19 protein-coding genes and 1 pseudogene are annotated in these 22,738 nt (G+C 68.3%); 14 read left to right on the forward strand and 6 right to left on the reverse strand.

Features of this window, described 5'->3' with window-relative positions; translation table 11 throughout:
- Complete coding sequence (locus ABZS43_RS01460; RefSeq protein WP_355033820.1) at positions 1-645, forward strand: dihydrofolate reductase family protein; 645 nt, start codon at positions 1-3, stop codon at positions 643-645.
- Between the two features lie 82 nt (positions 646-727).
- Here the strand turns inward: ABZS43_RS01460 and ABZS43_RS01465 are convergent, their stop codons facing one another.
- From ABZS43_RS01465 to ABZS43_RS01480, 4 genes are all read right to left on the reverse strand, one after another.
- Entirely contained in the window at positions 728-1,948 is a 1,221-nt protein-coding gene (locus tag ABZS43_RS01465) for an amidohydrolase family protein (RefSeq protein ID WP_355033821.1), read from the reverse strand.
- 1 nt (position 1,949) lies between these two features.
- Complete coding sequence (locus tag ABZS43_RS01470) at positions 1,950-3,308, reverse strand: glutamine synthetase family protein (protein ID WP_355033822.1); 1,359 nt, start codon at positions 3,306-3,308, stop codon at positions 1,950-1,952.
- Positions 3,309-3,405: 97 nt separating this feature from the next.
- Positions 3,406-4,602 (reverse strand): alpha-hydroxyketone-type quorum-sensing autoinducer synthase, encoded by a 1,197-nt coding sequence (gene cqsA, locus ABZS43_RS01475; RefSeq protein WP_355033823.1) that lies wholly within the window; start codon positions 4,600-4,602, stop codon positions 3,406-3,408.
- A 148-nt stretch (positions 4,603-4,750) separates the two neighbouring features.
- Positions 4,751-5,656, reverse strand: coding sequence for a ribokinase (locus ABZS43_RS01480; protein WP_355033824.1), 906 nt, complete (start codon positions 5,654-5,656; stop codon positions 4,751-4,753).
- 133 nt (positions 5,657-5,789) lie between these two features.
- On the opposite strand from ABZS43_RS01480, the gene ABZS43_RS01485 reads away from it, so the two are divergent.
- The 10 genes from ABZS43_RS01485 to ABZS43_RS01530 all read left to right on the forward strand — a co-directional run bounded on the left by ABZS43_RS01485 (position 5,790) and on the right by ABZS43_RS01530 (position 15,689).
- Positions 5,790-7,055: a glutamate-5-semialdehyde dehydrogenase gene (locus ABZS43_RS01485; RefSeq protein WP_355033825.1), complete on the forward strand. Its 1,266-nt coding sequence runs from the start codon at positions 5,790-5,792 to the stop codon at positions 7,053-7,055.
- Between the two features lie 105 nt (positions 7,056-7,160).
- On the forward strand, positions 7,161-8,045 hold the full coding sequence (locus tag ABZS43_RS01490; RefSeq protein ID WP_355033826.1) for a MoxR family ATPase: 885 nt from the start codon (positions 7,161-7,163) through the stop codon (positions 8,043-8,045).
- A 3-nt stretch (positions 8,046-8,048) separates the two neighbouring features.
- Positions 8,049-9,473 (forward strand): VWA domain-containing protein, encoded by a 1,425-nt coding sequence (locus tag ABZS43_RS01495; RefSeq protein WP_355033827.1) that lies wholly within the window; start codon positions 8,049-8,051, stop codon positions 9,471-9,473.
- A 197-nt stretch (positions 9,474-9,670) separates the two neighbouring features.
- Positions 9,671-10,543, forward strand: a complete 873-nt coding sequence (locus ABZS43_RS01500) for a hypothetical protein (RefSeq protein ID WP_355033828.1) — start codon at positions 9,671-9,673, stop codon at positions 10,541-10,543.
- Positions 10,544-10,639: 96 nt separating this feature from the next.
- The gene (locus ABZS43_RS01505; protein ID WP_355033829.1) at positions 10,640-11,350 is read left to right on the forward strand and encodes an RsiV family protein; all 711 of its coding nucleotides are present in this window, start codon (positions 10,640-10,642) and stop codon (positions 11,348-11,350) included.
- 57 nt (positions 11,351-11,407) lie between these two features.
- Positions 11,408-12,052, forward strand: coding sequence for a nicotinate-nucleotide adenylyltransferase (gene nadD / locus ABZS43_RS01510; RefSeq protein ID WP_355033830.1), 645 nt, complete (start codon positions 11,408-11,410; stop codon positions 12,050-12,052).
- On the forward strand, positions 12,049-12,456 hold the full coding sequence (rsfS, locus tag ABZS43_RS01515) for a ribosome silencing factor (protein ID WP_355033831.1): 408 nt from the start codon (positions 12,049-12,051) through the stop codon (positions 12,454-12,456). Before nadD ends, rsfS begins: the two co-directional genes overlap by 4 nt.
- Before the next feature lie 49 nt (positions 12,457-12,505).
- Positions 12,506-13,165: a histidine phosphatase family protein gene (locus tag ABZS43_RS01520; RefSeq protein ID WP_355033832.1), complete on the forward strand. Its 660-nt coding sequence runs from the start codon at positions 12,506-12,508 to the stop codon at positions 13,163-13,165.
- Positions 13,166-14,126: 961 nt separating this feature from the next.
- The gene (gene octT, locus ABZS43_RS01525; protein ID WP_355033972.1) at positions 14,127-14,846 is read left to right on the forward strand and encodes a diglucosylglycerate octanoyltransferase; all 720 of its coding nucleotides are present in this window, start codon (positions 14,127-14,129) and stop codon (positions 14,844-14,846) included.
- A 3-nt stretch (positions 14,847-14,849) separates the two neighbouring features.
- Positions 14,850-15,689: a DegV family protein gene (locus ABZS43_RS01530; protein ID WP_355033833.1), complete on the forward strand. Its 840-nt coding sequence runs from the start codon at positions 14,850-14,852 to the stop codon at positions 15,687-15,689.
- A gap of 5 nt (positions 15,690-15,694) precedes the next feature.
- On the opposite strand, the gene thrS is transcribed toward ABZS43_RS01530, so the two are convergent.
- Positions 15,695-16,918, reverse strand: coding sequence for a threonine--tRNA ligase (gene thrS, locus ABZS43_RS01535; RefSeq protein ID WP_355033834.1), 1,224 nt, complete (start codon positions 16,916-16,918; stop codon positions 15,695-15,697).
- 223 nt (positions 16,919-17,141) lie between these two features.
- On the opposite strand from thrS, the gene lexA reads away from it, so the two are divergent.
- From lexA to ABZS43_RS01550, 3 genes are all read left to right on the forward strand, one after another.
- Positions 17,142-17,795, forward strand: coding sequence for a transcriptional repressor LexA (lexA, locus tag ABZS43_RS01540; protein WP_355033835.1), 654 nt, complete (start codon positions 17,142-17,144; stop codon positions 17,793-17,795).
- A 265-nt stretch (positions 17,796-18,060) separates the two neighbouring features.
- Positions 18,061-19,119 carry a ComEA family DNA-binding protein gene (locus ABZS43_RS01545; RefSeq protein WP_355033836.1) on the forward strand — a complete coding sequence of 353 codons (1,059 nt, stop codon included), beginning with the start codon at positions 18,061-18,063 and terminating at the stop codon, positions 19,117-19,119.
- A gap of 74 nt (positions 19,120-19,193) precedes the next feature.
- Complete coding sequence (locus ABZS43_RS01550; RefSeq protein WP_355033837.1) at positions 19,194-22,028, forward strand: ComEC/Rec2 family competence protein; 2,835 nt, start codon at positions 19,194-19,196, stop codon at positions 22,026-22,028.
- 1 nt (position 22,029) lies between these two features.
- Here ABZS43_RS01550 and ABZS43_RS01555 read toward each other — a convergent pair.
- Positions 22,030-22,518: pseudogene (locus ABZS43_RS01555) on the reverse strand (hypothetical protein); the annotation flags it as partial.
- Positions 22,519-22,738 lie beyond the last annotated feature (220 nt).

Below are 22,738 nucleotides of genomic sequence, written 5' to 3' on the forward strand. Positions count from 1 at the left end.
ATGGCGCAATTGGTCCGCGTTCACAACTTCAATGTGTCCAGCGATGGATACGGCACAGGAGAGGGGCAAAGCCTCGAGCGTCCGTTCGGCCACGCCGATCCCGGGCCACTCTGGTCATGGGCAGGCGCCACCGCGCACTGGCCCAACCGCACCGACCCCGGTGGCAGCTACGGCCTGGACGACTACTTCACCCGCGACTACCGCAACAACATCGGCGCCGAGATCATGGGGCGCAACAAATTCGGTCCGCAGCGCGGACCGTGGGAGAACTACGACTGGCAGGGATGGTGGGGCGACGAACCCCCCTTCCGCACACCGGTGTTCGTCCTCACGCATTATCCGCGACCATCGATCACCCTGGGGGACACCACGTTCCACTTCATCACCGCGACGCCGAAGGAGGCGCTGGCGCAGGCATTCGCCGCCGCCGACGGCCAGGACGTGCGAATCGGCGGTGGCATCGCCACGGTCCGCGAATTCCTCGACGCCGATCTCATCGATACGATGCATATCGCCGTCGCACCGGTAGAACTCGGTCGCGGCGAAAGATTGTGGACGAGTCCCGACGAACTCGTCGACCGCTTCCACCTCGAGCGGATCCCGAGCCCGAGCGGAGTGGTACATCACGTGTTCTGGCGACCGTGACCACCTGAGCGTAGGGGCCGAATCAGCAGCGTTCGGAGGAGTGCGGTATCGGTCGGCATGATGTGAATTACTGTGGCGGCATTCAGGTCCGGGTGCTCGCGCCGCATTCTTCCGAACGCGGATACACCCGGTGCGCGTTCCCTTCGGCTATGGCGAGTACCAACGCCTCCGCGTCGGCGGTGGTGATCGCGTCGTCGGCGATCCATTCGTCGAGCAGGCGAGCGAGTCCACGCCGCCACAGCACCGCGCCGAGATAGTGCAGTTCGGGCAGGCCGAATCCGTCGGACGAATAGCACAGGGACCGGAACGGCGCGAGTTCGAGCGTTTCGGCCAGCACCGATCCCGCGCGCGATCCGATATGCGGAATCGCCAGTCCGAGGTCGATGCGGACGTGGTCGAAGATATGCGCCAGATAGCTCGCCTGACGATGGAACGGCCAGCAGTGCAGCAGCATGACGGTCAATCCGCTGCCCGAGGTGGTGCGAAGGAAATCGGTGAGCAGGAGCGGGTCGGCGTGGTCGAGTCGCAGGTCGTGATCGCCGAAACCGGTATGGAATTGCAGCGGCAGACCGAGTTCGGCGCCGAGACGCGCACCGAGTCCGACCAGCCAGCCGATCAGATGGGGATCGGACAGGCGGGTTTCGGAAGAGACGGTGGCGGGCGGGGAGTCCACGAGCGGAAAGTTCAGGCCGCAGCGATAGGCGACGATGGTCTTGAAGGCGACCGCGTGTCTGGCGCGTTCGCGCAGCGCGTTCTCGATTTCCGCGAAGAGGGTGGGGGAGGTGCGCCGCTGCGCGATCACGTATTCGGCCACCTGCTCCAGGCGCACCACTTCCTCGACCGCGCCGCCGGACAGATCGCGGAATTCGGCGAGTTGAGCATCGCGTCGTGCGACGAACCGCAGTCCGGGATCGGACGCGGGGCCGTTATCGCGAATGCGGTGACGCACTCCCGGGTGCACCGGCACCGTGAACGTCGAATGCGGTTGCGCGGCGCCGTCGTCGAGTTCGGGCCAGAATCCGGTATCCACCAGCCACCGGGTCACGCCCGCGCCCCGCAGCAGCCGGGCCGTCACCTCCCGCCAGCCGAGTTCGACGCGACGATCGAGATATTCGTCGGGGCTGGCGTGTGCGGGCAGGTCCAGCAGCGGCGCGCAGTATCTGCGCACTGCCAGACCGAGCGCCGAGTCGAAGGTGCCGCGCGGCCCCTCGCCGAGGAATCGCTCGAAATGTGGACGGTCCAGATCCGCGCCGAGTATGCCGTGGCAGTGGTGGTCGGTGAGTGGGATCGCGTCGGTGAGCATGTCAGAACCGCCAGCGAGTCAGCTCGACCAACTCCAGCGCGGTGGCCTCGCGATAGCGTTCGGCCTCCGCGCGCCGCACGGTGAGCAGCGCGTCGTGCAGTTCGGGACCCATCGCGGCGGCCAGTACCGTCGACTCGGCGAGCCGCCGCGCCGCTTCGTCCGGATCGGAGGGCAGCCGGGCGATATCGCGATCGGGACCGGATGTCGCCGGGTCACCGGTGATTTCGGGCGGTAGCGTCAGATTCTCGGCGACGCCCGCCAGTCCGGCGGCGATCACCGACCCGACGATCAGATACGGATTTCCCGTCGCATCGAAACATTTCACCTCGGCGTTGGCCGCCCAGTGCTCGGTTCCGCGTATACCGGTGACGAAACGCAGTGCCGCCTCCCGTGTTTCACGACCCCAGCACTGCCAGATCCCCGCCCATCGCGACGGTCGCAGCCGCAGGAAACTCGCCGGATTACCCGCGCCGACCGCGACCAACGCGGGCAACTCCCGCAGTACCCCGGCCAGGAAGGCCGCGCCGGTCGTGTGCATACCGTAGGGCTCGGGCCCGCCCGCGAACAGCGGCCCGCCCTCGGAGTGCAGGGAGAAGTGCAGGTGCGCACCGGAACCCGCGCCGTCGGGGTCAATACAGGGCGCCAATGTCGCACGCCACCCGAAATCCGCGCTCACCTGCCGGATGGTGTGGCGCAGCAGGACCGCGTCATCGGCCGCGGCGACCGGATCATTCGGGGCGATAGACAATTCGACTTGCGCCACGGCGTATTCCGGATGGAATTGGTCGACCGACATACCCTGTCTTTGCACTGTCGCGACCAGTTCGCGCGCGTACGCGCCGAGGCTGCCCAGCCGGACCATTCCGTAGGCGGGCCCGTCGAAAGCGGGGACGAACCCCGGCTCGCCGGCGTCGCCCAGCGCCCATTCGGTCTCGAACGACATCGACAGCCGCAGTCCCTCGGCCCGCGCCGCCGCGACCTGCCGTGCCGCGTACCCGCGCTGACAGGCGGCGAATTTACCGCCGTCCTGGGTGTACTTCTCGGCGGGCGCCCACGCCCAGCCGGGTTGACAGGCGAGGTCGGTGAGTGCGCCCAGATCCGGGATCAAGCGCAGGTCGCCGTCGGGGCCGCCCAGGTACCGGCCCATCGTCATCAGATCGTCGAAGGCGGCGGTCTCGAAACACGGTGACACACCGACGCCGAACCGGGCGGCATGCGCGAACCGCGCGGCGGGCACCGATTTGACCCGGGTGATGCCCGCGTTGTCGACGAACGACAGGGCGACCATGTCGGCATCGATGTCGGGGATGGATGCGGTCGGATCGCCGTCCGCGGGTATGCGCTCCGGCATGGTGGGCATGATCGTCAACGATAAGGGTCGCTTCCTGCGTCGTCCGGTATTTGCGGCACGGCACAACCCGCTGTCGGGAGTTTCGCCCGAGGCGGCGGACCGGTGATCAGGTCGACTCGCTGGCCTGCACCGGGACCGGACCGGTCGGACGGGCGTGTTTCGGAGCGGGCGGCAGCGTTCCGAAGGTGTCGCGCACCTCGCCGCATGCCTGGATGATCCGGTCGACCTGGGTATCGGTCAGGTCGGCGTGCATGGCGAAGCGGACGAGGGTGCGGTTGCGCGGGGTGACCGGCGGGCAGAGCACCGCGCCGAATATGCCCCGCTCCTCCAGGAAATCACGGATCGCGATGGCGCGCAGGTCCGGACCGCCCGGCAGCGACACGATATGCGAGGCGGCACCGCCGACGTCGAATCCGTAGGCGTTCAACGCCTCACGGATGCGCACGGAGATCTGGCGCAAGCGCTCACGTCGCCAGTCGTCGGCGCGGACCACGTCGAGGGCCGCCGCGAGACCGGCGATCTCGTGAGGTAGCAGGCCGGAGGAGAATACCGCCGGGTACGCCTCCATCTTGAAATAGTCGACGAAGTCGACGCCGTTCAGGCAGACGAATCCGGCGCGACCGGCGAAGGCCGCGGACAGGCTCGCGGTGCGGAAAGGCACCCGTTCGGCGAGGCCGAGCGCCACCACGGCGCCCGCGCCGAGCGGACCATCGGTGCCGAGCGTGTGGGATTCGTCCACCATCAGCAGGCTTCCGGTTTGTTCGGCGAGATCGCACAACTGGGCCAGCGGACTACGGCTGCCCGTGGTGCTGTACATCGCGTCGACCGCGATGATGCCCGGCCCGTAGGTGCGGATCTCCTCGCGCAGATGGCCGGGGAAATTATGCCGGAACGGATGTAGCGGCGCCCCTGCGGCTTTCGCGCCGTGCCATAGCGACATATGCGCGAGGCTATCGATATAGACGGGCGTGCGCGGGGTCGCGATCGTCTGCAGCAGGCCGATATTCGCTTCCCACCCGGATTGGCACAGGACGCCAGCGGGTGCCCGCATATGTTCGGCTAATGACAGTTCGAGCGCGTGCTGTCGGTCGCCGCGCTCCGGCGCCGCCATGGATTCGCAGATCGCTTCCGCGATTCTGGCGTTGCCCGCGATGGCGAGGTAGTCGGCTCTGTTCAGCAGGATGTCGTCCGGTCCCGGCTGACGGCCGTGTGCGATGTGCCGACCGCCCCAGTCGCCGACCACCCGGCCGTACTGGAATCGATCGACGCGGGACTGCACCTGCTCCGCGACAGTGGGAATCACGCTGAACTCCCTTCACCTGGAAATAGCTACTCGAGAGCACACATTTGGTGTGATTCAACCACCGTGCGCCGATCCGTGCGGTCGCTTCTGCCGAAGAAATCGCGGATATCGCGATCACCCGCGCCAAGTGGGGTATATGCGCAAAGGGTTATGGTTTGCCGGAAGACTGCGGGGGCGTCTGTTCGGCGAGGGCGGCTTCGATATCCGCCGCGGTGGGAATCGACACGCTGGCACCGAGAGTCGTTGTCGCCAGCGCGCCCGCGGCGCACGCGTAGGCCAGCGCCGCGCGTGGGCCGCGGTGCCAGGCGGCGGCGAACGCGCCGGTGAAGCTGTCGCCCGCCCCGGTAGTGTCGACCACCTCGACCACCGGGCTCGCGCAGCGGTGCGAGCGGTCGTCGGGCCCCCGGTATTCCGCGCCGTCCGCGCCGCGGGTGGTGATGACGTGCGGCACCGAACTCAGCGCCGCGCCGAGGCGCGCGGCTTCACCCGAATTGACCACGGCCACATCGATATGCGCCCACAACTCGGCGGGCAGATCGGTCACCGGCGACGGATTGAGCACCACGGTCGTTCCGTGCGCTCTCGCGTGCGAGGCCGCGATCGCGACGGTCCGGATCGGAATCTCCAACTGGCACAGCAGGATATCGGCCTTCGCCAGCACCGCGAGATCGTCGTCGTCCATCGCCGTCAGTCCGGCGTTCGCGCCGCCGACCACGATGATGCTGTTCTCGCCGTCCGCGTCGACGACGATGGCCGCCACCCCGCTCGGCCCCGATACCGTCCGCAGTCGGTCGACGCCGACGCCGCAATCGGTCAGCGCCGCGCGCAGCCGGGGTGCGAAGACGTCGTCGCCGACCGCGCCGACGAATTCCACCGTCGCACCTGCCCGTCGCGCCGCGATGGCCTGATTGGCGCCTTTGCCGCCGGGCACCATGGCGAATCCGGTGCCGAGCACGGTCTCACCCGGCGCGGGTAGCCGCCCGGTGGTGGTCACCAGATCCATATTGATGCTGCCGAGCACGGCGATCGCGGGCGTGCGGGCTCCGGTGGTCATGGCGCCGACGCTAGTCGCCGATCGGCGCGCGGGGCGTGCCGATCGCGAAGCGCCGCGTCGCGGGGCCGAGACCCCCACGTCAAAGGGTGCAGCGGTGGAATCGTCGGCAGGCGGCATCAGTAGGCTGTAAGCCATGACGGCAGGAACGACGACCGAGCTCGATACCCGCGAGGTAGTGCACGACGCCGCGCGAAAGGCTCGTGTCGCGTCCAGGGTGCTCGCCCAGCTCACCACCGCGCGGAAGAACGACGCGCTGCACGCGGCTGCCGACGCGCTACTGGCCGAGGCCGACACCGTGCTCGCCGCCAACGCCGAGGATATCGCCGTCGCTCAGGCAGCGGGTACAGAAGAGTCTCTGCTCGACCGGCTGCGGCTGACCAAGGCCCGCGTGGACGGCATCGCCTCCGGTCTGCGCCAGGTGGCGTCGTTGCCGGATCCGGTCGGCACCGTCGTGCGCGGTTCGACGCTGCCGAACGGTCTGGAGATCAAGCAGGTCAGGGTGCCCCTCGGCGTGGTCGGGATGGTGTACGAGGCGCGGCCCAACGTGACCGTCGACGCCTTCGGTCTCGCCCTCAAATCCGGGAACGCGGCGTTGCTGCGCGGCTCCTCCTCGGCCGCGCATTCCAATGCCGCGTTGGTCGCGGTACTGCGGAAAGCGCTGTCCGCGCAGGACATCCCGGCCGACGCGGTGCAACTGCTGCCGAGCGAGGACCGCTCGAGCGTGACCCATCTGATCCAGGCCCGAGGTCTGGTCGACGTGGTGATCCCGCGCGGCGGCGCCGGTCTGATCAATGCCGTTGTCCGCGACGCCCGGGTGCCGACCATCGAGACCGGCACCGGCAACTGCCACGTCTACGTCCACGCCGCGGCCGATCTGGCGATGGCCGAGCAGATCCTGATCAACGCCAAGACCCGCAGGCCGAGTGTCTGCAATGCCGCCGAGACGGTGCTGATCGATGACGCCATCGCCACCACGGCGGTGCCGCGCCTGATCGAGGCGCTGGAACGTCACGGCGTCACCGTGCACGGTGATCTGCCCGGACTCGTGCCGGCCAAGGACGAGGACTGGGGCGAGGAGTACCTGTCCCTCGATATCGCGCTGCGGGTCGTCGCCGATCTCGATGCCGCCGTCGAGCACATCAACAAGTGGGGAACCGGGCATACCGAGGCCATCGTGACCGGCGAACTGGCCGCCGCGCGCGAATTCACCAGCCGCGTCGACGCCGCCGCCGTCATGGTGAACGCCTCCACCGCGTTCACCGACGGCGAGCAGTTCGGTTTCGGCGCGGAGATCGGTATCTCGACCCAGAAATTGCACGCCCGCGGCCCCATGGCGCTGCCGGAATTGACCTCGACCAAGTGGATTGTGTGGGGCGACGGTCAGATCCGGCCGGTGTGAGCGGATCCATTCGGCAACCGCCGGATGAGGCGGAGGTTCCGGGGGTTCCGGCCTCCGAACCCGGGAGGCCCGTCCTCCCGCTTGCTTTGAATGGAAGGACATCGCGTGGCTTCGCAGGAGAGCGTGACCCAGGAGCCGATCTTCAGCTCGGTCGATGATGTGATCGAGCGGCTGGCCACTACCGGCTACCTGGCCGACAAGGGCACCGCCACGTCGGTGTTCCTCGCCGATCGGCTCGGTAAGCCGCTGCTGATCGAGGGACCGGCCGGGGTCGGCAAAACAGAGCTGGCCCGCGCGGTGGCCCAGACCTCGAACGCGGAACTGGTGCGGTTGCAGTGCTATGAGGGGGTGGACGAGGCCCGCGCACTGTACGAGTGGAATCACGCCAAGCAGATCCTGCGCATCCAGGCTTCCAGCGAAAATGACTGGGAGGAAACCAAAGCCGACGTGTTCACCGAGGAATTCCTGCTTTCCCGGCCGCTGCTGACCGCGATCCGCCGTGCCGACCCCACCGTGCTGCTCATCGATGAGACCGATAAGGCCGACGTCGAGATCGAGGGCCTGCTGCTCGAGGTGCTCAGCGATTTCGCGGTCACCGTTCCCGAACTCGGCACCATCACCGCCAGCCGTAAACCGTTCGTTGTGCTCACCTCCAACGCCACCCGCGAACTATCCGAGGCGCTCAAGCGCCGCTGCCTGTATCTGCACCTCGACTTCCCCGACGAGGAATTGGAACGCCGCATCCTGGCCAGCCGGGTGCCCGAGTTGTCCGCCGCGATGTCGGCGCAACTGGTGCGTATCGTGCACGTCCTGCGCGGCATGCAGCTGAAGAAACTGCCGTCGGTCGCCGAATCCATCGACTGGGGCCGCACGCTGCTCGCCCTCGGCATGAACGACCTCGACGACAACACCGTGCGCGCCACACTCGGTGTCGTCCTGAAACATCGCAGTGACCACCAGCGCGCGCTGGCCGAGCTGAAGCTGGCCTGAGCGATGGTCGACGGATCGGGCCAGGAGGTCGTGACGGCGCGGGCGCCACACGGGCTGCCCGGTCATCTCGTCGGATTCGTGGAGGCGCTGCGGACCCGAGGCATCCCGGTCGGGCCGTCGGAGACGGTGGACGCGGGCCGGGTGCTGACCGTGCTGGATCTGATGGACCGCGAGGTGCTGCGCGAGGGCTTGGCCTGCGCGCTGCTGCGCCGTACCACCCACCGGCCGACCTTCGACGGCATGTTCGACCTGTGGTTCCCGGTAGCCATCGGTGAGCGCGTCGCCGGACTCGACGATATCGAGATGCCGCACACCCCCAGCGGCGATATCGATATCGCGGCATTGCGCGAAATGCTCGCCGAACTGCTGACCATGGATAACGCGGATCAGCAACTCGAACAGCTGGCCGTGCTCCTCGTCGAACAGCTCGGACAGTACCAATCCGCGCGCGGGCCGTCCTTCTCGTCGTACCAGGCGCTGCGCGAGGTGCAGCCGCAGACACTGCTCGCCAAGATCATGGCCGGACTCGCCGCCGGACCCGACCTGAGCGAATTCGACGCCGAGGTCGCCCGCCGCGTCGTGCGCGGGCGCATCGAGGGTTTCCGGGGGAAGGTCGAGGCCGAAACCCGCAGGCGCGTCGCCGAACGGATCGGTCGCGAGCGCGTCGCCGGATACGGTGTCGCACGCCAGGCCGAAGACGTCGATTTCCTGCGCGCCTCGGAGCGGGAGTTGGTCGAGCTGCGCCGCAGCAGCCAACGTCTGGCCCGCATCCTCGCCTCGCGCCTCGCGGTGCGGCGCAGGCATTCCCGGCGCGGTGAAATCGATCTGCGCAAGACGCTGCGCAAATCGATGTCCACCGGCGGGGTGCCGATCGACCTTGTCAATCGCAAACCGCGCCCCGGCCGCCCCGAGTTGGTGCTGCTGTGCGACGTCTCGGGCTCGGTCGCCGGTTTCAGCAATTTCACCCTGCTGCTGGTGAGCGCGCTGCGTGAACAGTTCTCTCGGGTGCGGATCTTCGCCTTCGTCGATCAGACCGATGAGGTGACCCGGTTCTTCGATCCGAATACCCAGCTGGACAAGGCGATGGCCAAGATCTTCAGCGAATCGGGTGTCGTCGGATACGACGGACATTCCGATTACGGCAGCGCGCTACGCAGTTTCGTCGCCGAATTCCCCGAGGCGGTCACCAGTCGCAGCTCGTTGCTCATCCTCGGTGACGCCAGGACCAATTACCGCGATCCGGAGCTGCTGACCTTGCAGGAACTGGTCGATGTCGCCAAACACGCGCACTGGCTCAATCCGGAACCGGTCAACCAGTGGGGGTCGGGCGATTCGGCCGCCGACCGGTACCGGCAGGTGATCGAGATGCACGAATGCCGTTCGGCGAGACAATTGACCGAGGTGGTGTCGCGACTGCTGCCGGTATGAGGCGGTCGTGCTCGAACTCTCCGGCATCCATCTTTGCCGGACTTGTTGCGCTACCGCGTCGCGGTGCGATAACCGGACGAGGTCTGCGCGCTTCCGCCGACAGCGTCGCCCGGGCCGTCACGAACCGAGGTCATTCGACGCTCGGTCCGTAAGCATTCGTTAAGAAAATCGTTGGCCTGGCTCACCACGCTCCCCCCATGGTGCAGACAACAGCTGCCGGAGGCGATGCTGCCGGAGACAACGCTCCCGGTGACAGCGCCGCCGGGGACGACCCGTGCGAAGCGCTCGCACTCGCCGAACTCGCCGCCACCCACCTGCTCGACGAACCGGGGCCCGCCGAAGAACATCTCCGCCGTGCATTGGCGATCGGTGCGGCGACACTCCCCGCCGAATATCTGGCACGGCTGGGATCGCAGCTGGTCATGGTGATATCCGGGCAGGCGGGGCGCGAACTGGAACTCGCCGATGTCGCGCTGCGCGCCGCCGCGGCCTGGGACGGGATCTCCGAGGCCGACGCTACCCATCTGACCCTCGTCGCCGCCCGTGCCCTGCACCGCGCGGGCAGACACGAGCAGGCCGCGACCCTGTTCGATCAGCCCCTGGCTGCGGGCGCGGCGCCGTATCCGGATACCGAAATGGCCGTGCTGCGAGCCCAATACGGAAAATCTCTGAAACTGCTCGGCAGGCACCGCGGCGCGGCAGCGCAATTCCTCGAGGCCGCGCGCCTGGTTCGGGATATCCCCGGACGCGCGGAATTCCGCGCCGAACTGGCCTGGTCCGCCGCGTCCGCGCTCGACACCTGCGGCGAGGACGACAGGGCGCGCGCGGCCTACCGTCACGCCGCCGATCTGTGGGGCGAACTCGACCGTGTCGGACCCCGTTTCCGCTGCCTGCGCGCGGCAGCCTGGCTCCAGCACTGCGCCGAACCCGCTGACGCCGATCACCCGCGCGGCCTCACCGCCATGTACGAACTCCTCGCCGAACTCGAAGCGCTCGATCCGACCCCCGAAGTAGCCGTCGAACTCACCCATACCCGTCGCCAACTCGCGGATATGGAAGCCAGGGACTGACCGTTGGCTTTTCGTAAGAGAGTTGTTGGCGGTGCCCCGCATTGTCGAACTGTCGTCGGGACGGACTCGGCGCGTCGAGAATTCGGGGTTTCGAAAATGAGGAAACTGGCCGCCGCGCTCGCTGTCGCGGCCGTGATGACCGCGATGATGACCGCTTGCGCGGCGGGGGTGGAGTCCGGCGCCGCCGCGGTGCCGCCGGCCGGTGCGCCGACCGCGCCGGGTGGCTACTCCGCGACCACGGTGCGGCTCACGGGGCCCGGATACGAGGTCGACGTGCCGCAGGTGGCGGGCGGAGCGGAGGCCGCGAGAAACGAATACAACGCGGTGATGCGCGCGCTGGCGCAGAAATGGATCGATCAGGTAGACGGCACGACGACGCTGAGCCCGGGCGCGGGTCAGGTCACCTACCTCGGCACCCGTGCCATCAGCGGGCTGTTCGTGGTCAGCGTGTACGGCGAGGGTGCGGCCCACCCCAACAACGCCTACGGGACCCACGTGATCGATGCGCGGACCGGCCGCGAGATCACTCTGCGCGATCTGTTCATCGACGTGCGACAGGGCCTGAGCGTCCTCGCCGACCAGGCCGCCGTCGAGGTGCCAAGGACCCGCGCGGGCGACCAGTACTCCAAGAGCGGCATCGAGGCGACCGAGTACAACTACCGGCTCTGGCTGGCCACCCCCGGAGGGATGGAAATCCACTTCGGCGAGATCTCCAGCCACGCGGCGGGCGATATCGTCATCACCGTCCCCTGGTCGAAACTCGATTCGGTCTTGAATCCCGGCCTGCGCGATATCGTCAGCGGCTGAGGTAGCGCCGCCGCCGCCCCGAGCCGCCGTCGCGGGCACCGATTAAGCTCGACACTCATGCGAGAGACAGGGCGGTCCGGCCGCAAGCTGGGCGTCATGGGCGGCACGTTCGACCCCATCCACCACGGTCACCTGGTCGCCGCCAGCGAAGTCGCCAACCGGTTCGACCTGGACGAAGTGATCTTCGTCCCCACCGGGCAGCCGTGGCAGAAGGCGGACAAGCAGGTCAGCCCGGCCGAGGATCGCTATCTGATGACGGTCATCGCGACGGCGTCCAACCCGCGTTTCACGGTCAGCCGAGCCGATGTCGACCGGGGCAAGGTCACCTATACCGTCGACACCCTGCGGGAGATGCGCGCCCAGCATCCCGACGCCGAGCTGTACTTCATCACCGGAGCGGACGCACTGGCCAACATCCTCACATGGCAGGATTGGGCCGAACTGTTCGAACTGGCCAAGTTCGTCGGGGTGAGCCGACCGGGGTACGAGCTGAACACCGATCATCTCCAGGAACATCTACGCGATCTTCCCGGCGACGCGGTGACCATGATCGAAATCCCGGCACTGGCGATCTCGTCGAGCGAATGCCGTCGCCGCGCCGCCGAGAACCGGCCGGTGTGGTACCTCGTCCCCGATGGCGTGGTGCAGTACATATCGAAGCGGCACCTGTACGTGTCCGCAGAGCGGAAGGTAGCGCAATGACAGCGTCTGTCGAGTCGGTCGAGATCGCGCAGGTCGCCGCGCGCGCGGCGGACGAGAAGCTGGCTTCCGATGTCGTGGTGCTCGATGTCTCCGAGCAGTTGGTCATCACCGACTGCTTCGTGATCGCCTCCGCGCCGAACGAGCGCCAGGTCAACGCCATCGTCGACAATGTCGAGGAGCGGCTGCGCGAAGCCGGGCACAAGCCGGTGCGCCGCGAGGGCACCCGCGAGGGTCGCTGGGCGCTGCTCGACTATGTCGACGTGGTCGTGCACATCCAGCACAACGACGAGCGCAATTTCTATGCGCTCGAGCGGCTCTGGAAAGACTGCCCCGTGGTCCCGGTGGACGGTATCGGCGATCCGCGCGTGAACGCCGAATCGACCGTGGAGGACAGCGCGGAGTGAGTGTGCGAGCCTACGGATCCATCAGCTCGTTCACCACGGAGGCACAGCTGTGAGTAAGAATGCCGGCGTGCGCACGCTGATCCTGCTGCGCCACGGGCAGACCGAATGGAACGCCGCCGACCGGATGCAGGGACAGATCGACACCGATCTCACCGAACTGGGCCGACGGCAGGCCAAAGAGGCCGCGCGCGAGCTGGTTTCGCGCAATGCCATCGCCATCGTCTCCTCGGATCTGAAGCGGGCGCACGACACCGCGCTCGCCCTGGCCGAGCACACCCAGGTGCCCGTCGTCCTCGATCCGCGGCTGCGTGAAACCGGTCTCGGCGATTGGGAGGGCCTGACCCACCTCGAGGTCGACGCCGACTATCCCGGCGCGCGCGTGGCATGGCGGCTGGACGCGAACTATCGCCCGCCGAACGGGGAGAGCAAACTCGAGGTCGGCGCGCGTTCGCTGCCGCTGGTGCGGGAATTGTTCACCGACCGGCAGGATTGGCCAGGGCGGACTATCATCCTGGTTGCGCACGGCGGGCTGATCGCCGCCTTGACGGCTGCGCTGCTCGACCTGCCGCCGCAGAATTGGCCCGCCCTCGGAGGGCTGGCCAACACCAGCTGGGTGCAGCTGAGCAGCCACGGTCCAGGTATCGAACAGCCCGGATGGCGCCTCGATGTGTGGAACGCAGCGGCGAAGGTAGCTCCCGATGTCCTCTGAAGAGCCGATCCGGTCGGTGCCGGACGAAATGTTCCGGCAGGTTACGGCCAAACCGGAACGACAACTGCCCGACGCCCTATTCGGTCCAGCGCCCGCACCGCGGGCCGAGGAACCGAAGCGATCGGCGTCCTCATCGCGTTCGGAGGAGCCGATCAGGTCGGTCCCCGACGAACTGTTCAAGCAGGTGACCGCCAAACCTGAGCGGCAACTGCCGGACGCGCTGTTCGGGGGTCCGCCCGCGCCGAAACCGGCTGCCCCGGTGGACGAGTCCGACGGTGACGGTCCGGTGGTGGCCGAGTCCGGCGACGATGCCGCTCGGATCGCGGATTCCTCGACGTCCGAGGTCGAGGCCGGCTCCGGCTCCGCTGCGGTGGACGGTACCGGCGCCGCCGATGTTCGGGCCGACGCCGGATCTGTGGCGCAGACCGTGGTGGAGGCTCCGGCCGATACCTCGCCGGACGGGCCGGTCACCGCCGATGGCGATTCCGCGTCGTCGGATGTGGACGCCGCATCGGGTGTGGAAACCAGCCCGCCGGGTGCGGAAGCCGAGTCGCCGGAGGCCAAGACGGTGCCGTCGACTCCGGTGAGCGCGCCGCAGGGTGCGGATGCTGGGCCAGCCGCCGCCGACGTCTCGTCGGAACACTCCGAAACCGCCGCTTCGGTCGCGCCCGAGGACGCCGACAATGCCGCCTCCGCCGATTCGGCCGGTGCGGACGCCACCACACCGCCCGTCGATACCGCGCCTGTCGCGGCGGACTCGGATTCTGCCGCACCAGCCGTCCCCGCCGGGGTGGTTGCCGCGTCCGCCGAGCAGTCGTCGAGCGCGGTCGTCATCGATACGCTCGCCCCCGTCGAGGCCACCGGCCTCGCGGCCCTCGCCACGCCCGCGACGACTCCGCCCGCCGCCGTCGATGCCGAACTCGCGGCCGCCGTGACGGTCGAGGGTGAGCAGTCCACCGCGGTGGCCGAGGAATCCCCGCGTCCGGTGCTGCTGGTCGTCGCCGATTCGCTGTCCTATTTCGGCCCGAAGGGCGGCCTGCCCGCCGACCATCCGCAGATCTGGCCGAATCTGGTTGCCGCCGAACTGGATTGGGATGTCGAACTGGTCGGGCGGATCGGCTGGACCTGTCGTGACGCCTATTGGGCGCTGATCGGTGACCCTCGGATCTGGGCCACCGTCCCGAAAGCGGGCGCGGTGGTCTTCGCGGTCGGCGGGATGGACACGCTGCCCTCGCCGTTGCCCACCGCATTGCGGGAACTGATCCGTTACGTGCGGCCCGCGTGGCTGCGACGGGTGGTGCGCGGCACCTACAACTGGTTGCAGCCGAAATTGTCGAAACTCGGCCGACCGGTGGCATTGCCGCCAAGGATCAGCGTCGACTACCTGGAGCAGTCCAGGGAAGCGCTCACGCAACTGCGCCCGGAACTGCCCTTCGTCGCGGTACTGCCGTCGGTGCACAATTGCGACGCCTACGGGCGGGTGCATCGCGGTCGTCCGCGCGCGGTGAAGGCGCTGCAGGCATGGTCGTCGCGCACCTCGGTGCCGCTGGTCGATCTCGGAGAAGCGGTGCGCGACAATATCTTCTCCGGTGAAGCGAATCCGGACGGCATCCACTGGGGCTGGGCCGGGCATGCCGCGGTGGCCAATGCGATGGTGAAGACCCTGCAGGAGGTTCGGTAGTCCGTGGCCGTCGTGGTCGTCACCGATTCGTCCGCCGGCCTCCCCGCCGAACTCACCGACGAGCTGGATATCGCCGTCGTCCCCCTGCACGTCCTGGTCGGTGACCGGACCGTGCGGGAGGGCGTCGACCCGATCGAGATCGACTACACCGCCGATACCGTCACCACCTCGGCTGCCTCGCCGGGAGAGTTGCGCGAGGTCTACGAGCGGGCGCTGGCACGCAGCGGCGGAGACGGTGTCGTCGCCGTGCACATTTCACGACAGCTCTCCGGAACGTGGGAGGCGGGCAGGCAGGCCGCCCGCGATATGGCTTCGGACAATGTGCGATTGGTCGATTCGCTCGGCGCAGGTCTCGCCACCGGGTTGCCTACGCTGGCGGCGGCCCGTCGCGCGCGAGCGGGCGCCGCGCTCGACATCGTTGTCGACGCCGCTGTCGCGGCGGCTAGCCGGGCGCGCACCTTCGTCCTGGTCAACCGCACCGAGCAGCTGCGCCGCGGCGGCAGGCTCAGCACCGCGGCGTCATTCTTCGGCAGCGAGTTGGTGACCAAGCCGCTGTTGCAGATCGTGGAGGGACGGCTCGAACTGCGCGAGAAGGTCCGCACCAGGTCCAAGGCCTACGCGAGACTCGTCGCGGCGGCCGTGGAGGCCGCGGGCGACGATGGTGCGGCGGTGGCCGTTCAGCACCTCGGCGCACCGGAAGCGGCGGAGACCATCGCCGGGCAGCTCCGCGACCTGGCCCCGGGAATTCGCGAACTCATCGTCGCCGAATTCGGGCCGACGATGGGCGTGCACCTCGGTGTTGGGGCGGTCGGGGTCGTCGTGGTCCCCGGCGGTTGCGCGTAGCGGTGTCATTCCTTCTCGTCCCAGAGTTGGGTGTGGTGCGCGCCGACGAGTTCGGCGATACGTTCGACGAATTCGGCGGCCGGTAGCGGATCGACGCGGCGTCCATCGCGCAGGCGCGGCGCAACGGTATTGTGCGCGGCTTCCTCGCCGCCGATGATCGCCTGATACGGCACCAGGCGAGACTGCCGGACGCGAGCGCCGAGACTACCCAGTTCCGGTGGTCGCATTTCGGCGCGCAGGCCCCGATCGGCGCAGTACTCGGTGAGCGCGATCGCCTCGGGTAGCTGCTGCTCGGCGATCGGTAATACCACCACCTGGGTGGGCGCCAACCAGGGAGGGAACGCGCCACCGTGCACCTCCACCAGGTGTGCCACCGCTCGCTCGACGCTGCCGATCATGCTGCGATGCACCATGATCGGCCGGTGCCTGGCCCCATCGGGGCCGATATAGTGCAGGTCGAACTGCGCGGGCTGGTGGAAATCGACCTGGACGGTGGAGAGGGTGAACTCACGTCCGGCGTAATCGGTGAACTGCACGTCGATTTTCGGTCCGTAGAACGCGGCCTCGCCCTCGGCCCGTTCGTAGGGCAGCCCCGAGTCGTCGAGCACCTCGGTGAGTACCGCGATCGCGCGTCGCCACATATCGGGCGCGGCAATGTATTTGCCGCCCGGACCGGGCAGGGACAGCCGATATCGAGCCGGGACTATGCCGAGTGCCCGGTGCGCCCCGCGAATCATGTCCAGTGCGGCACTCACCTCCGAGGCCACTTGCTCCGGGGTGCAGAACAGATGGGCGTCGTTGAGTTGGATGGCGCGTACGCGGCTCAGCCCGCCGAGAACGCCCGACAGTTCTGACCTGTACATACCACCCAATTCGGCCATGCGCAGCGGCAATTCGCGATAGCTGTGGGATCGGGATCGGTAGATCAAGGCGTGATGCGGGCACAGACTCGGCCGCAGCACCACCTGCTCGCCACCCGATGACATCGGCGGGAACATGTCGTCACGGTAATGGGCCCAGTGCCCGGATATCTCGTAGAGTTCGCGTTTGCCGAGGACCGGCGAACAGACGTGCCGGTAGCCCGCCCGCCGCTCGACTCCGCGAATGTAGTCCTCGAGGCAGTGCCGGATCGCCGCGCCGTCGGGGAGCCAATAGGGCAGGCCCGCGCCGATGAGCGGATCGGTATCGAACAGGCCGAGTTCACGGCCGAGGGTGCGGTGGTCGAACATGAGTTCTCCTCGCTGATTTCAGACGAGTGCCCACGCGACGAAGCCCCGGGCACTCGCCCGGGGCTTCGGAAATACAGAGGTCAGCGCGCCGGGACGGTTTCCGGCGTCGTCATGGCAGCGCGCTTCATGGCGGCAACCCTAGCAGGGCGCACCTGCGGGGCGCATCCGCGTTTCCGGGTGCGGCGCTCGGGGACGGACGGGCGCGCACCTCTAACCTTTCCGGGTGACCGGATATGACCACGCCTTCGAGCACCTCGACACTTCGACTCTGCCGCCGCGTCAGCAGCGCATCCTCGCGACCATTCGTGACTGGGTGCAGCGGTACGGATACGCGCCGAATACGCGCGAGATCGGTGACGCGGTGGGGTTGCGCTCCGCGTCGTCGGTGTCGAAACATCTGAAGAGCCTCGAGGAGAGGGGTTTTCTGCGCCGCAGCGCTACCGTGTCACGTCCGATCGATGTCCGCATGTTCCTGCGGGAACCCCGCGCGGAAGCCGATGATGCAGTGGTGGCCGTGCCCGTCCTCGGCGATATCGCGGCGGGCACCCCGATCCTCGCCGAAGAACATGCCGACGACAGTATGACGTTGCCGCGCGAACTCGTCGGCCGTGGAACGGTTTTCGGTCTGCGCGTGCGCGGCGATTCCATGGTGGAGGCCGCGATCTGCGATGGCGATATCGTGGTCGTGCGCCAGCAGCACGAAGCGCATTCCGGGGAGATCGTCGCCGCCATGATCGATGGCGAAGCCACCGTCAAGGTCTATCGCCGCCGCAACGGCCACATCTACCTCGAACCTCGCAACCCGGCCTACGAGGTCATCGACGGTGACGAGGCCGTCGTCCTCGGCAAAGTCGTCTCGGTGATGCGCCGTATCTAGCCCGGTTCTCCACAGCCTCAGGGTTATCCACAGAATTTCCTGAAGCCCAGGTCGGCCGCCGTGTTCCGGGAGCTCGGACGCTTACGGTCGCCCCATGCCACGACATGACGAGCGCGAGCGCATCCGCCGGAGACTGGGCGCCCTCACGGCCCGCGTCGGAGCGGGCCGAACGACCGGTATCGGCCTGCCAACGCCCGCGAGGGGACCGGGGCCGGGTCATGTGCGGCCAGGCGGGCTTCGGAGTGATTCGGCCGCAGCCGGATACGTGCCTGCCGGGTCGAGTGGACTCGACGGCGGGGGCCAGGCGGGTCGCACCGCCGCACCACATCGGCGCGAGTCCTGGCCCGAGCGTCCCGAATCGCCTTCGGGAAAGTGGGATCTCGAACAGTTGCCGGACTCGTCGAATGTCGGGGCCTCACCGGAGGAAACAGATTCGGTCGCATGGGTTTCGGGCGTAGGTGAGGGGCTGTTGGCCCCGGTCGGCGACCGGGATGCCGCAGCGGTCGACGGTGGGGAAGCGGTGCGTGCCCCGCATTGGCTGGAGGAATCCGGGCGGGGGATGGGGTGGTGGGGGCGGATGGTGCCGGATCGGTTTCGGGGAGCGAGGGTGGATCCGGGGCGTCGCGGTGTGATGACGCTGGCGCTGGTCGGGTTGATCACGGTGGTGGTGGCCACGGTCGTGGTGTTCCGGGAGCGGCCGGTCGCGCAGGCCGTGCCGCCGGTCGTGTCGGTGCGCGCGAGCGCCACCTCGGTCGGGGTCGGCGTGCCGCCGGACGGTTCCGCGACCGGAAAGGCGACAGCGGCCGGTGTCGATGCGGTCGCCGCACCGGGGTCGGAGGCTGTCACGGGTGAGCTGATCGTCAGTGTGGTCGGTCTCGTCCACAGCACCGGACTGGTCCGATTGCCCGCTGGATCGCGGGTGGCGGATGCGATCGCCGCGGCGGGCGGCGTCCGCGAGGGCGCCGATCTGACCACGCTGAACCTCGCCCAGCGTCTCGGTGACGGCGACCAGGTACTTGTCGGGTCCGCATCACCCGATCCGGGTCCGGCACCGCTCGGCAGCACGACGATCACCGCGGGCGGGCGAGTATCGACCGCGCCGAAACCCCCGTCCGGCTCCACGGGCCCCACCGGACGTGTGAACCTCAATACGGCCACCGAAGCCGACCTCGACGCACTCCCCGGAGTCGGACCGGTCACCGCCCGCGCCATCATCGCCTGGCGCAGCGCGAACGGCCGTTTCACCGATATCGAACAACTCGGCGATATCGATGGCATCGGCCCCACCCGCCTCGGTCGTCTCCGGGAACTTGTGACGATATGAGCCCGGGGCGGCCGGTCCGATATCGCGGCGAGCGAGAGTCTTCTTCCCACAACCGGACTCGGCTGTTCGATCGGATGCGCCGCGTCCGCGAATCGATGGCGGCCGGGATACGAGCTCGCGGCTTCGGTCCAGAAGCAGCGGATGGCGACCACGGCCAAGCCGAACCGGATGTACTCGACGCCAGGCTGCTGCCCGCCGCGGTGTGCTGCTGGGGCGCGACCATCGCGGCGCTGACCGGCGGCTGGGCGCTCGGGATCGCGGTCGGCGTGGTGGTCGCGGGGCTGGTTGTCGGGGTGGGAATATCGGGTCGGTGGACGGGATCGGACCGGTGGCGGTACCGACGTGAGCACGGACGGTGGCACGAGGCGTCGGAGCTGTGGGTGGGGGTGGATCGGCGGCGCTCGGTCGCGGCGGTGGTGCTGGCGTCGATGCTGCTCGGGTCGGGGTTCGCGGTGGCGACGGCTTGGCGGGAGCACCGGGTGCAGACGCATCCGCTGCGCGCCGCGGTGGGCAGTTCGGTGCGGGTGGTGGTGACACCGGAGGATGATCCGAAAGCTGTGCGCGGCAGTTCGTTCGGCGGTCAGCGATTGTGGATGGTGCGGGCGGGGCTGGCGGAGTTCCGCCGGGGGGATGTGACCTACCGGGCGGGTGGGTCGGTGGTCATCCTGGGTGGGGGAGACGACTGGAAGCGGGTGCTCCCCGGGCAGCGGATCGAATTCCGTGCGCGCGTCGAATCACCGCGACACCGCGACCTGACCGTGGCGGCACTGCACGCACTGGGGTCGCCGCGTCCGGTCGGGACATTGCCATGGTGGCAGCGGGCGGCGGCTCACGCGCGTTCGGATCTGGTGGACGCGGCGGCGGAGGCACTGCCCGCCGCACCGGCCGGACTGCTACCCGCCCTGGTCGTCGGCGATACCTCGGCACTGCACGAGTCGGTGCGCACGGATTTCGAACTGGCGGGTCTGCAACATCTGACGGTGGTCAGCGGGGCGAATTTCACGATCGTGCTATCGGTGGTGCTCTTGGTGGTCCGGCTGCTGACCCTCGGCCCGCGCCCGAGCGCCGCGATCGCCGCGGTGACATTGCTCATGTTCGTCGTGATCGCCCGACCCGATCCGAGCGTGCTGCGGGCGGGCGCGATGGGTGCGATCACCCTGCTGGCATTGGTCACCGGACGCAGGAAGCAGGCGCTGCCCGCGTTGTGCGCCGCCGTCATTGGATTGCTGGCCTTCTGGCCGGAACTCGCGGTGAGCGCCGGGTTCGCGCTGTCGGTGCTGGCGACGGCGGCCCTGATCCTGTTGGCGCCGAGTTGGGCCGACTGGCTGTGCGCCCGCGGGTGGTGGCGGCTGCCCGCTGAACTCGTGGCGGTCTCGGCGGGCGCTTTCGTGGTCACCGTGCCGATCATGGTGGCGTTGTCCGGACGGGTCAGCCTCGTTGCGATTCTCGCGAATATCCTTGTCGCGCCCGTCGTCGCGCTGATCACCGTGATCGGTGCGGTCGGCGCGGCGACCGCGTCCTGCTGGCCGTCACTCGCCGAAATCGTCCTGCGCGCCGCCGGACCTCCGCTGTGGTGGCTGTTGGCCGTCGCGGAACGTTCGGCCGCGCTCCCCGGAGCGACGGTCGTCGTCCCCGGCGGTTCCGCGGGTGGCTTCCTCGCTGCCGCACTCGTCACCGCCCTGGTGTGCGGATTGCGTTCGGCGCCATTGCGAAAACTCATCGGCGTCATCGTGCTGGGTTGTGCGGTGATCCTGATCCCGGTCCGAATCCGGCATCCGGGCTGGCCCCCGAGCGACTGGATACTGGCGGCCTGCGATGTGGGCCAGGGGGACGCACTCGCCCTGTCTCTCGGCGACGGCACTGCCATAGTGATCGACGTAGGCCCAGACCCGCGCACGGTCGGCGCCTGCCTGGACCGACTGCGCGTCGAACGTATCGCCCTGCTCGTCCTCACCCACCCGCACGCCGACCACATCGCGGGCCTCAACGGCGCACTCCACGGCCGGTCGGTGGCGGCCATCGCGGTCGCCCCGCACGAATTGGACGCGCCGGTAACGGATTCCCCCCGCCGCGCCGCCACCCCGACGGGCGACGACGTCGCCTCGCCGGGCAGAGACGCCGCCTCGCCGGGCAGAGACGCTGCGTCCGAACGGGATACGCGGGGTGTGGTCGAGGACGCGGCCCGGGTCGGTGCGGTCGCTGCGCGTGCGGCGATCACCGTGCTCGAACTCTCAGCGGGACAGCTGCTGGACTTCGGGGAGGTGCGGCTGGAGGTGCTGGCTCCCGTCGCTTCGGCCCAGCCGCGTGCGCGCGGCGCCGAGGGCGCCAACGATCGCTCTCTCGTCATCGCCGCCAGCACCCCGGTGGGGCGAATTCTGCTGACTGGCGATATCGAGGCGCCCGCACAGCATCGCCTTCTGGTGCGCGACGCCGATGCGGTGCGGGCGGACATCCTCAAGGTTCCGCATCACGGGTCGCGCACCACCACGAAGGAATTCCTCGCGGCGGTCCGGCCGCGCCTGGCCGTGGTCTCGGTCGGAGCCGAGAACACCTTCGGCCATCCGAACCCGGAGATCCTGGCCGAGCTGGAGAACCTCGGCGCGACAGTGGTCAGAACCGACCGCGATGGCGATATCCTCGTCGTCGGCTCCGCTTCGAGCCCAGGGGTGATGACCTCCCGGCGATCGGCTATCGGCGCTGCCGTTCGGCAACATCGTGGCGATCGCGGGCACGTACCGGACCGCCCGAGGTGGATCGGCGCAGCTCTGCCTAACGCCGCGCGGTGGTCTCGCGACACATCACATAGGACCGGGGACCGCCACCGGGCAGGTCGAGTTCGGCGACCAACTCGTAACCGGCATGACGGTAGAAATCGACATTCACCGCGTTGGTCGTTTCCAGGTGGGTAGGCAGACGGTAGGTGTCGGCGCAGGCTATGCCGAAATCGAGTAGTGCGCGGCCGTGGCCCTTTCCGCGCGCCTCGGCGGTCGTGGCGATCGCCAGCAGATGCCAATGCGGTCGCAAGGGGGCCACCGTGAACGCCGCCAGGCTGACCTCCTTCATGAGTCGATTCCTCGGTCCGTTGAGACGGGAGTACCGGTAGCCGAGGACGGCGCGTTCGATCCGTGAGAGGAGGCCGGGGATCGGAGTCCAGAGCGCGGCACCGAGCAGTGTGCCCTCGGTATCGACGGCGACGTGTACGCCGCCGGCCTTCCAACACATCTGCGATGCGGTCAACTGAAAGCCTTTGCGCATCTCTTCGTGCCGAGTGGCCGGGTTCGTATGCAGCCACAGCGACAACGGGTCGTCCTGCAGGATGTCGGCTAGCACAGTGGAAATTCGTGCGATCTCGGACTTGCTGGCTTCGCGAACCTCACGGGCGCGGACACGGGACGACATCTGTTCTCTTTTCGCTGACCGACGACTACTCGGTGTCGGAGAGTACTGCGCCTGCGCGCGGCACAAGTCCGGGTGCGATGACTTCTCGCCGATCCGGTACCCGCAGTGCCATGGGGCAATGTCTCGGCAATCGTGGGACGTACATCGTGTGCCGATACCGCGCCCGCGACGAAGACGAGCCGAGTCGGGTCGCGGAAGTGTCGGTGCCAGACCGTAGGAT

Source organism: Nocardia sp. NPDC005366 (genome assembly GCF_040606855.1).
GTDB lineage: Bacteria > Actinomycetota > Actinomycetes > Mycobacteriales > Mycobacteriaceae > Nocardia.

What these genes read in the sequence shown, in the direction of transcription:
- ABZS43_RS01460 (WP_355033820.1), top strand. Translation starts at nt 1, where the DNA reads ATGGCGCAATTGGTCCGCGTTCACAACTTCAATGTGTCCAGCGATGGA.
- ABZS43_RS01465 (WP_355033821.1), bottom strand. Translation starts at nt 1,948, where the DNA reads ATGCTCACCGACGCGATCCCACTCACCGACCACCACTGCCACGGCATA.
- ABZS43_RS01470 (WP_355033822.1), bottom strand. Translation starts at nt 3,308, where the DNA reads ATGCCCACCATGCCGGAGCGCATACCCGCGGACGGCGATCCGACCGCA.
- ABZS43_RS01480 (WP_355033824.1), bottom strand. Translation starts at nt 5,656, where the DNA reads ATGACCACCGGAGCCCGCACGCCCGCGATCGCCGTGCTCGGCAGCATC.
- ABZS43_RS01485 (WP_355033825.1), top strand. Translation starts at nt 5,790, where the DNA reads ATGACGGCAGGAACGACGACCGAGCTCGATACCCGCGAGGTAGTGCAC.
- ABZS43_RS01495 (WP_355033827.1), top strand. Translation starts at nt 8,049, where the DNA reads ATGGTCGACGGATCGGGCCAGGAGGTCGTGACGGCGCGGGCGCCACAC.
- ABZS43_RS01500 (WP_355033828.1), top strand. Translation starts at nt 9,671, where the DNA reads ATGGTGCAGACAACAGCTGCCGGAGGCGATGCTGCCGGAGACAACGCT.
- ABZS43_RS01505 (WP_355033829.1), top strand. Translation starts at nt 10,640, where the DNA reads ATGAGGAAACTGGCCGCCGCGCTCGCTGTCGCGGCCGTGATGACCGCG.
- nadD (WP_355033830.1), top strand. Translation starts at nt 11,408, where the DNA reads ATGCGAGAGACAGGGCGGTCCGGCCGCAAGCTGGGCGTCATGGGCGGC.
- rsfS (WP_355033831.1), top strand. Translation starts at nt 12,049, where the DNA reads ATGACAGCGTCTGTCGAGTCGGTCGAGATCGCGCAGGTCGCCGCGCGC.
- thrS (WP_355033834.1), bottom strand. Translation starts at nt 16,918, where the DNA reads ATGTTCGACCACCGCACCCTCGGCCGTGAACTCGGCCTGTTCGATACC.
- ABZS43_RS01550 (WP_355033837.1), top strand. Translation starts at nt 19,194, where the DNA reads ATGCGCCGCGTCCGCGAATCGATGGCGGCCGGGATACGAGCTCGCGGC.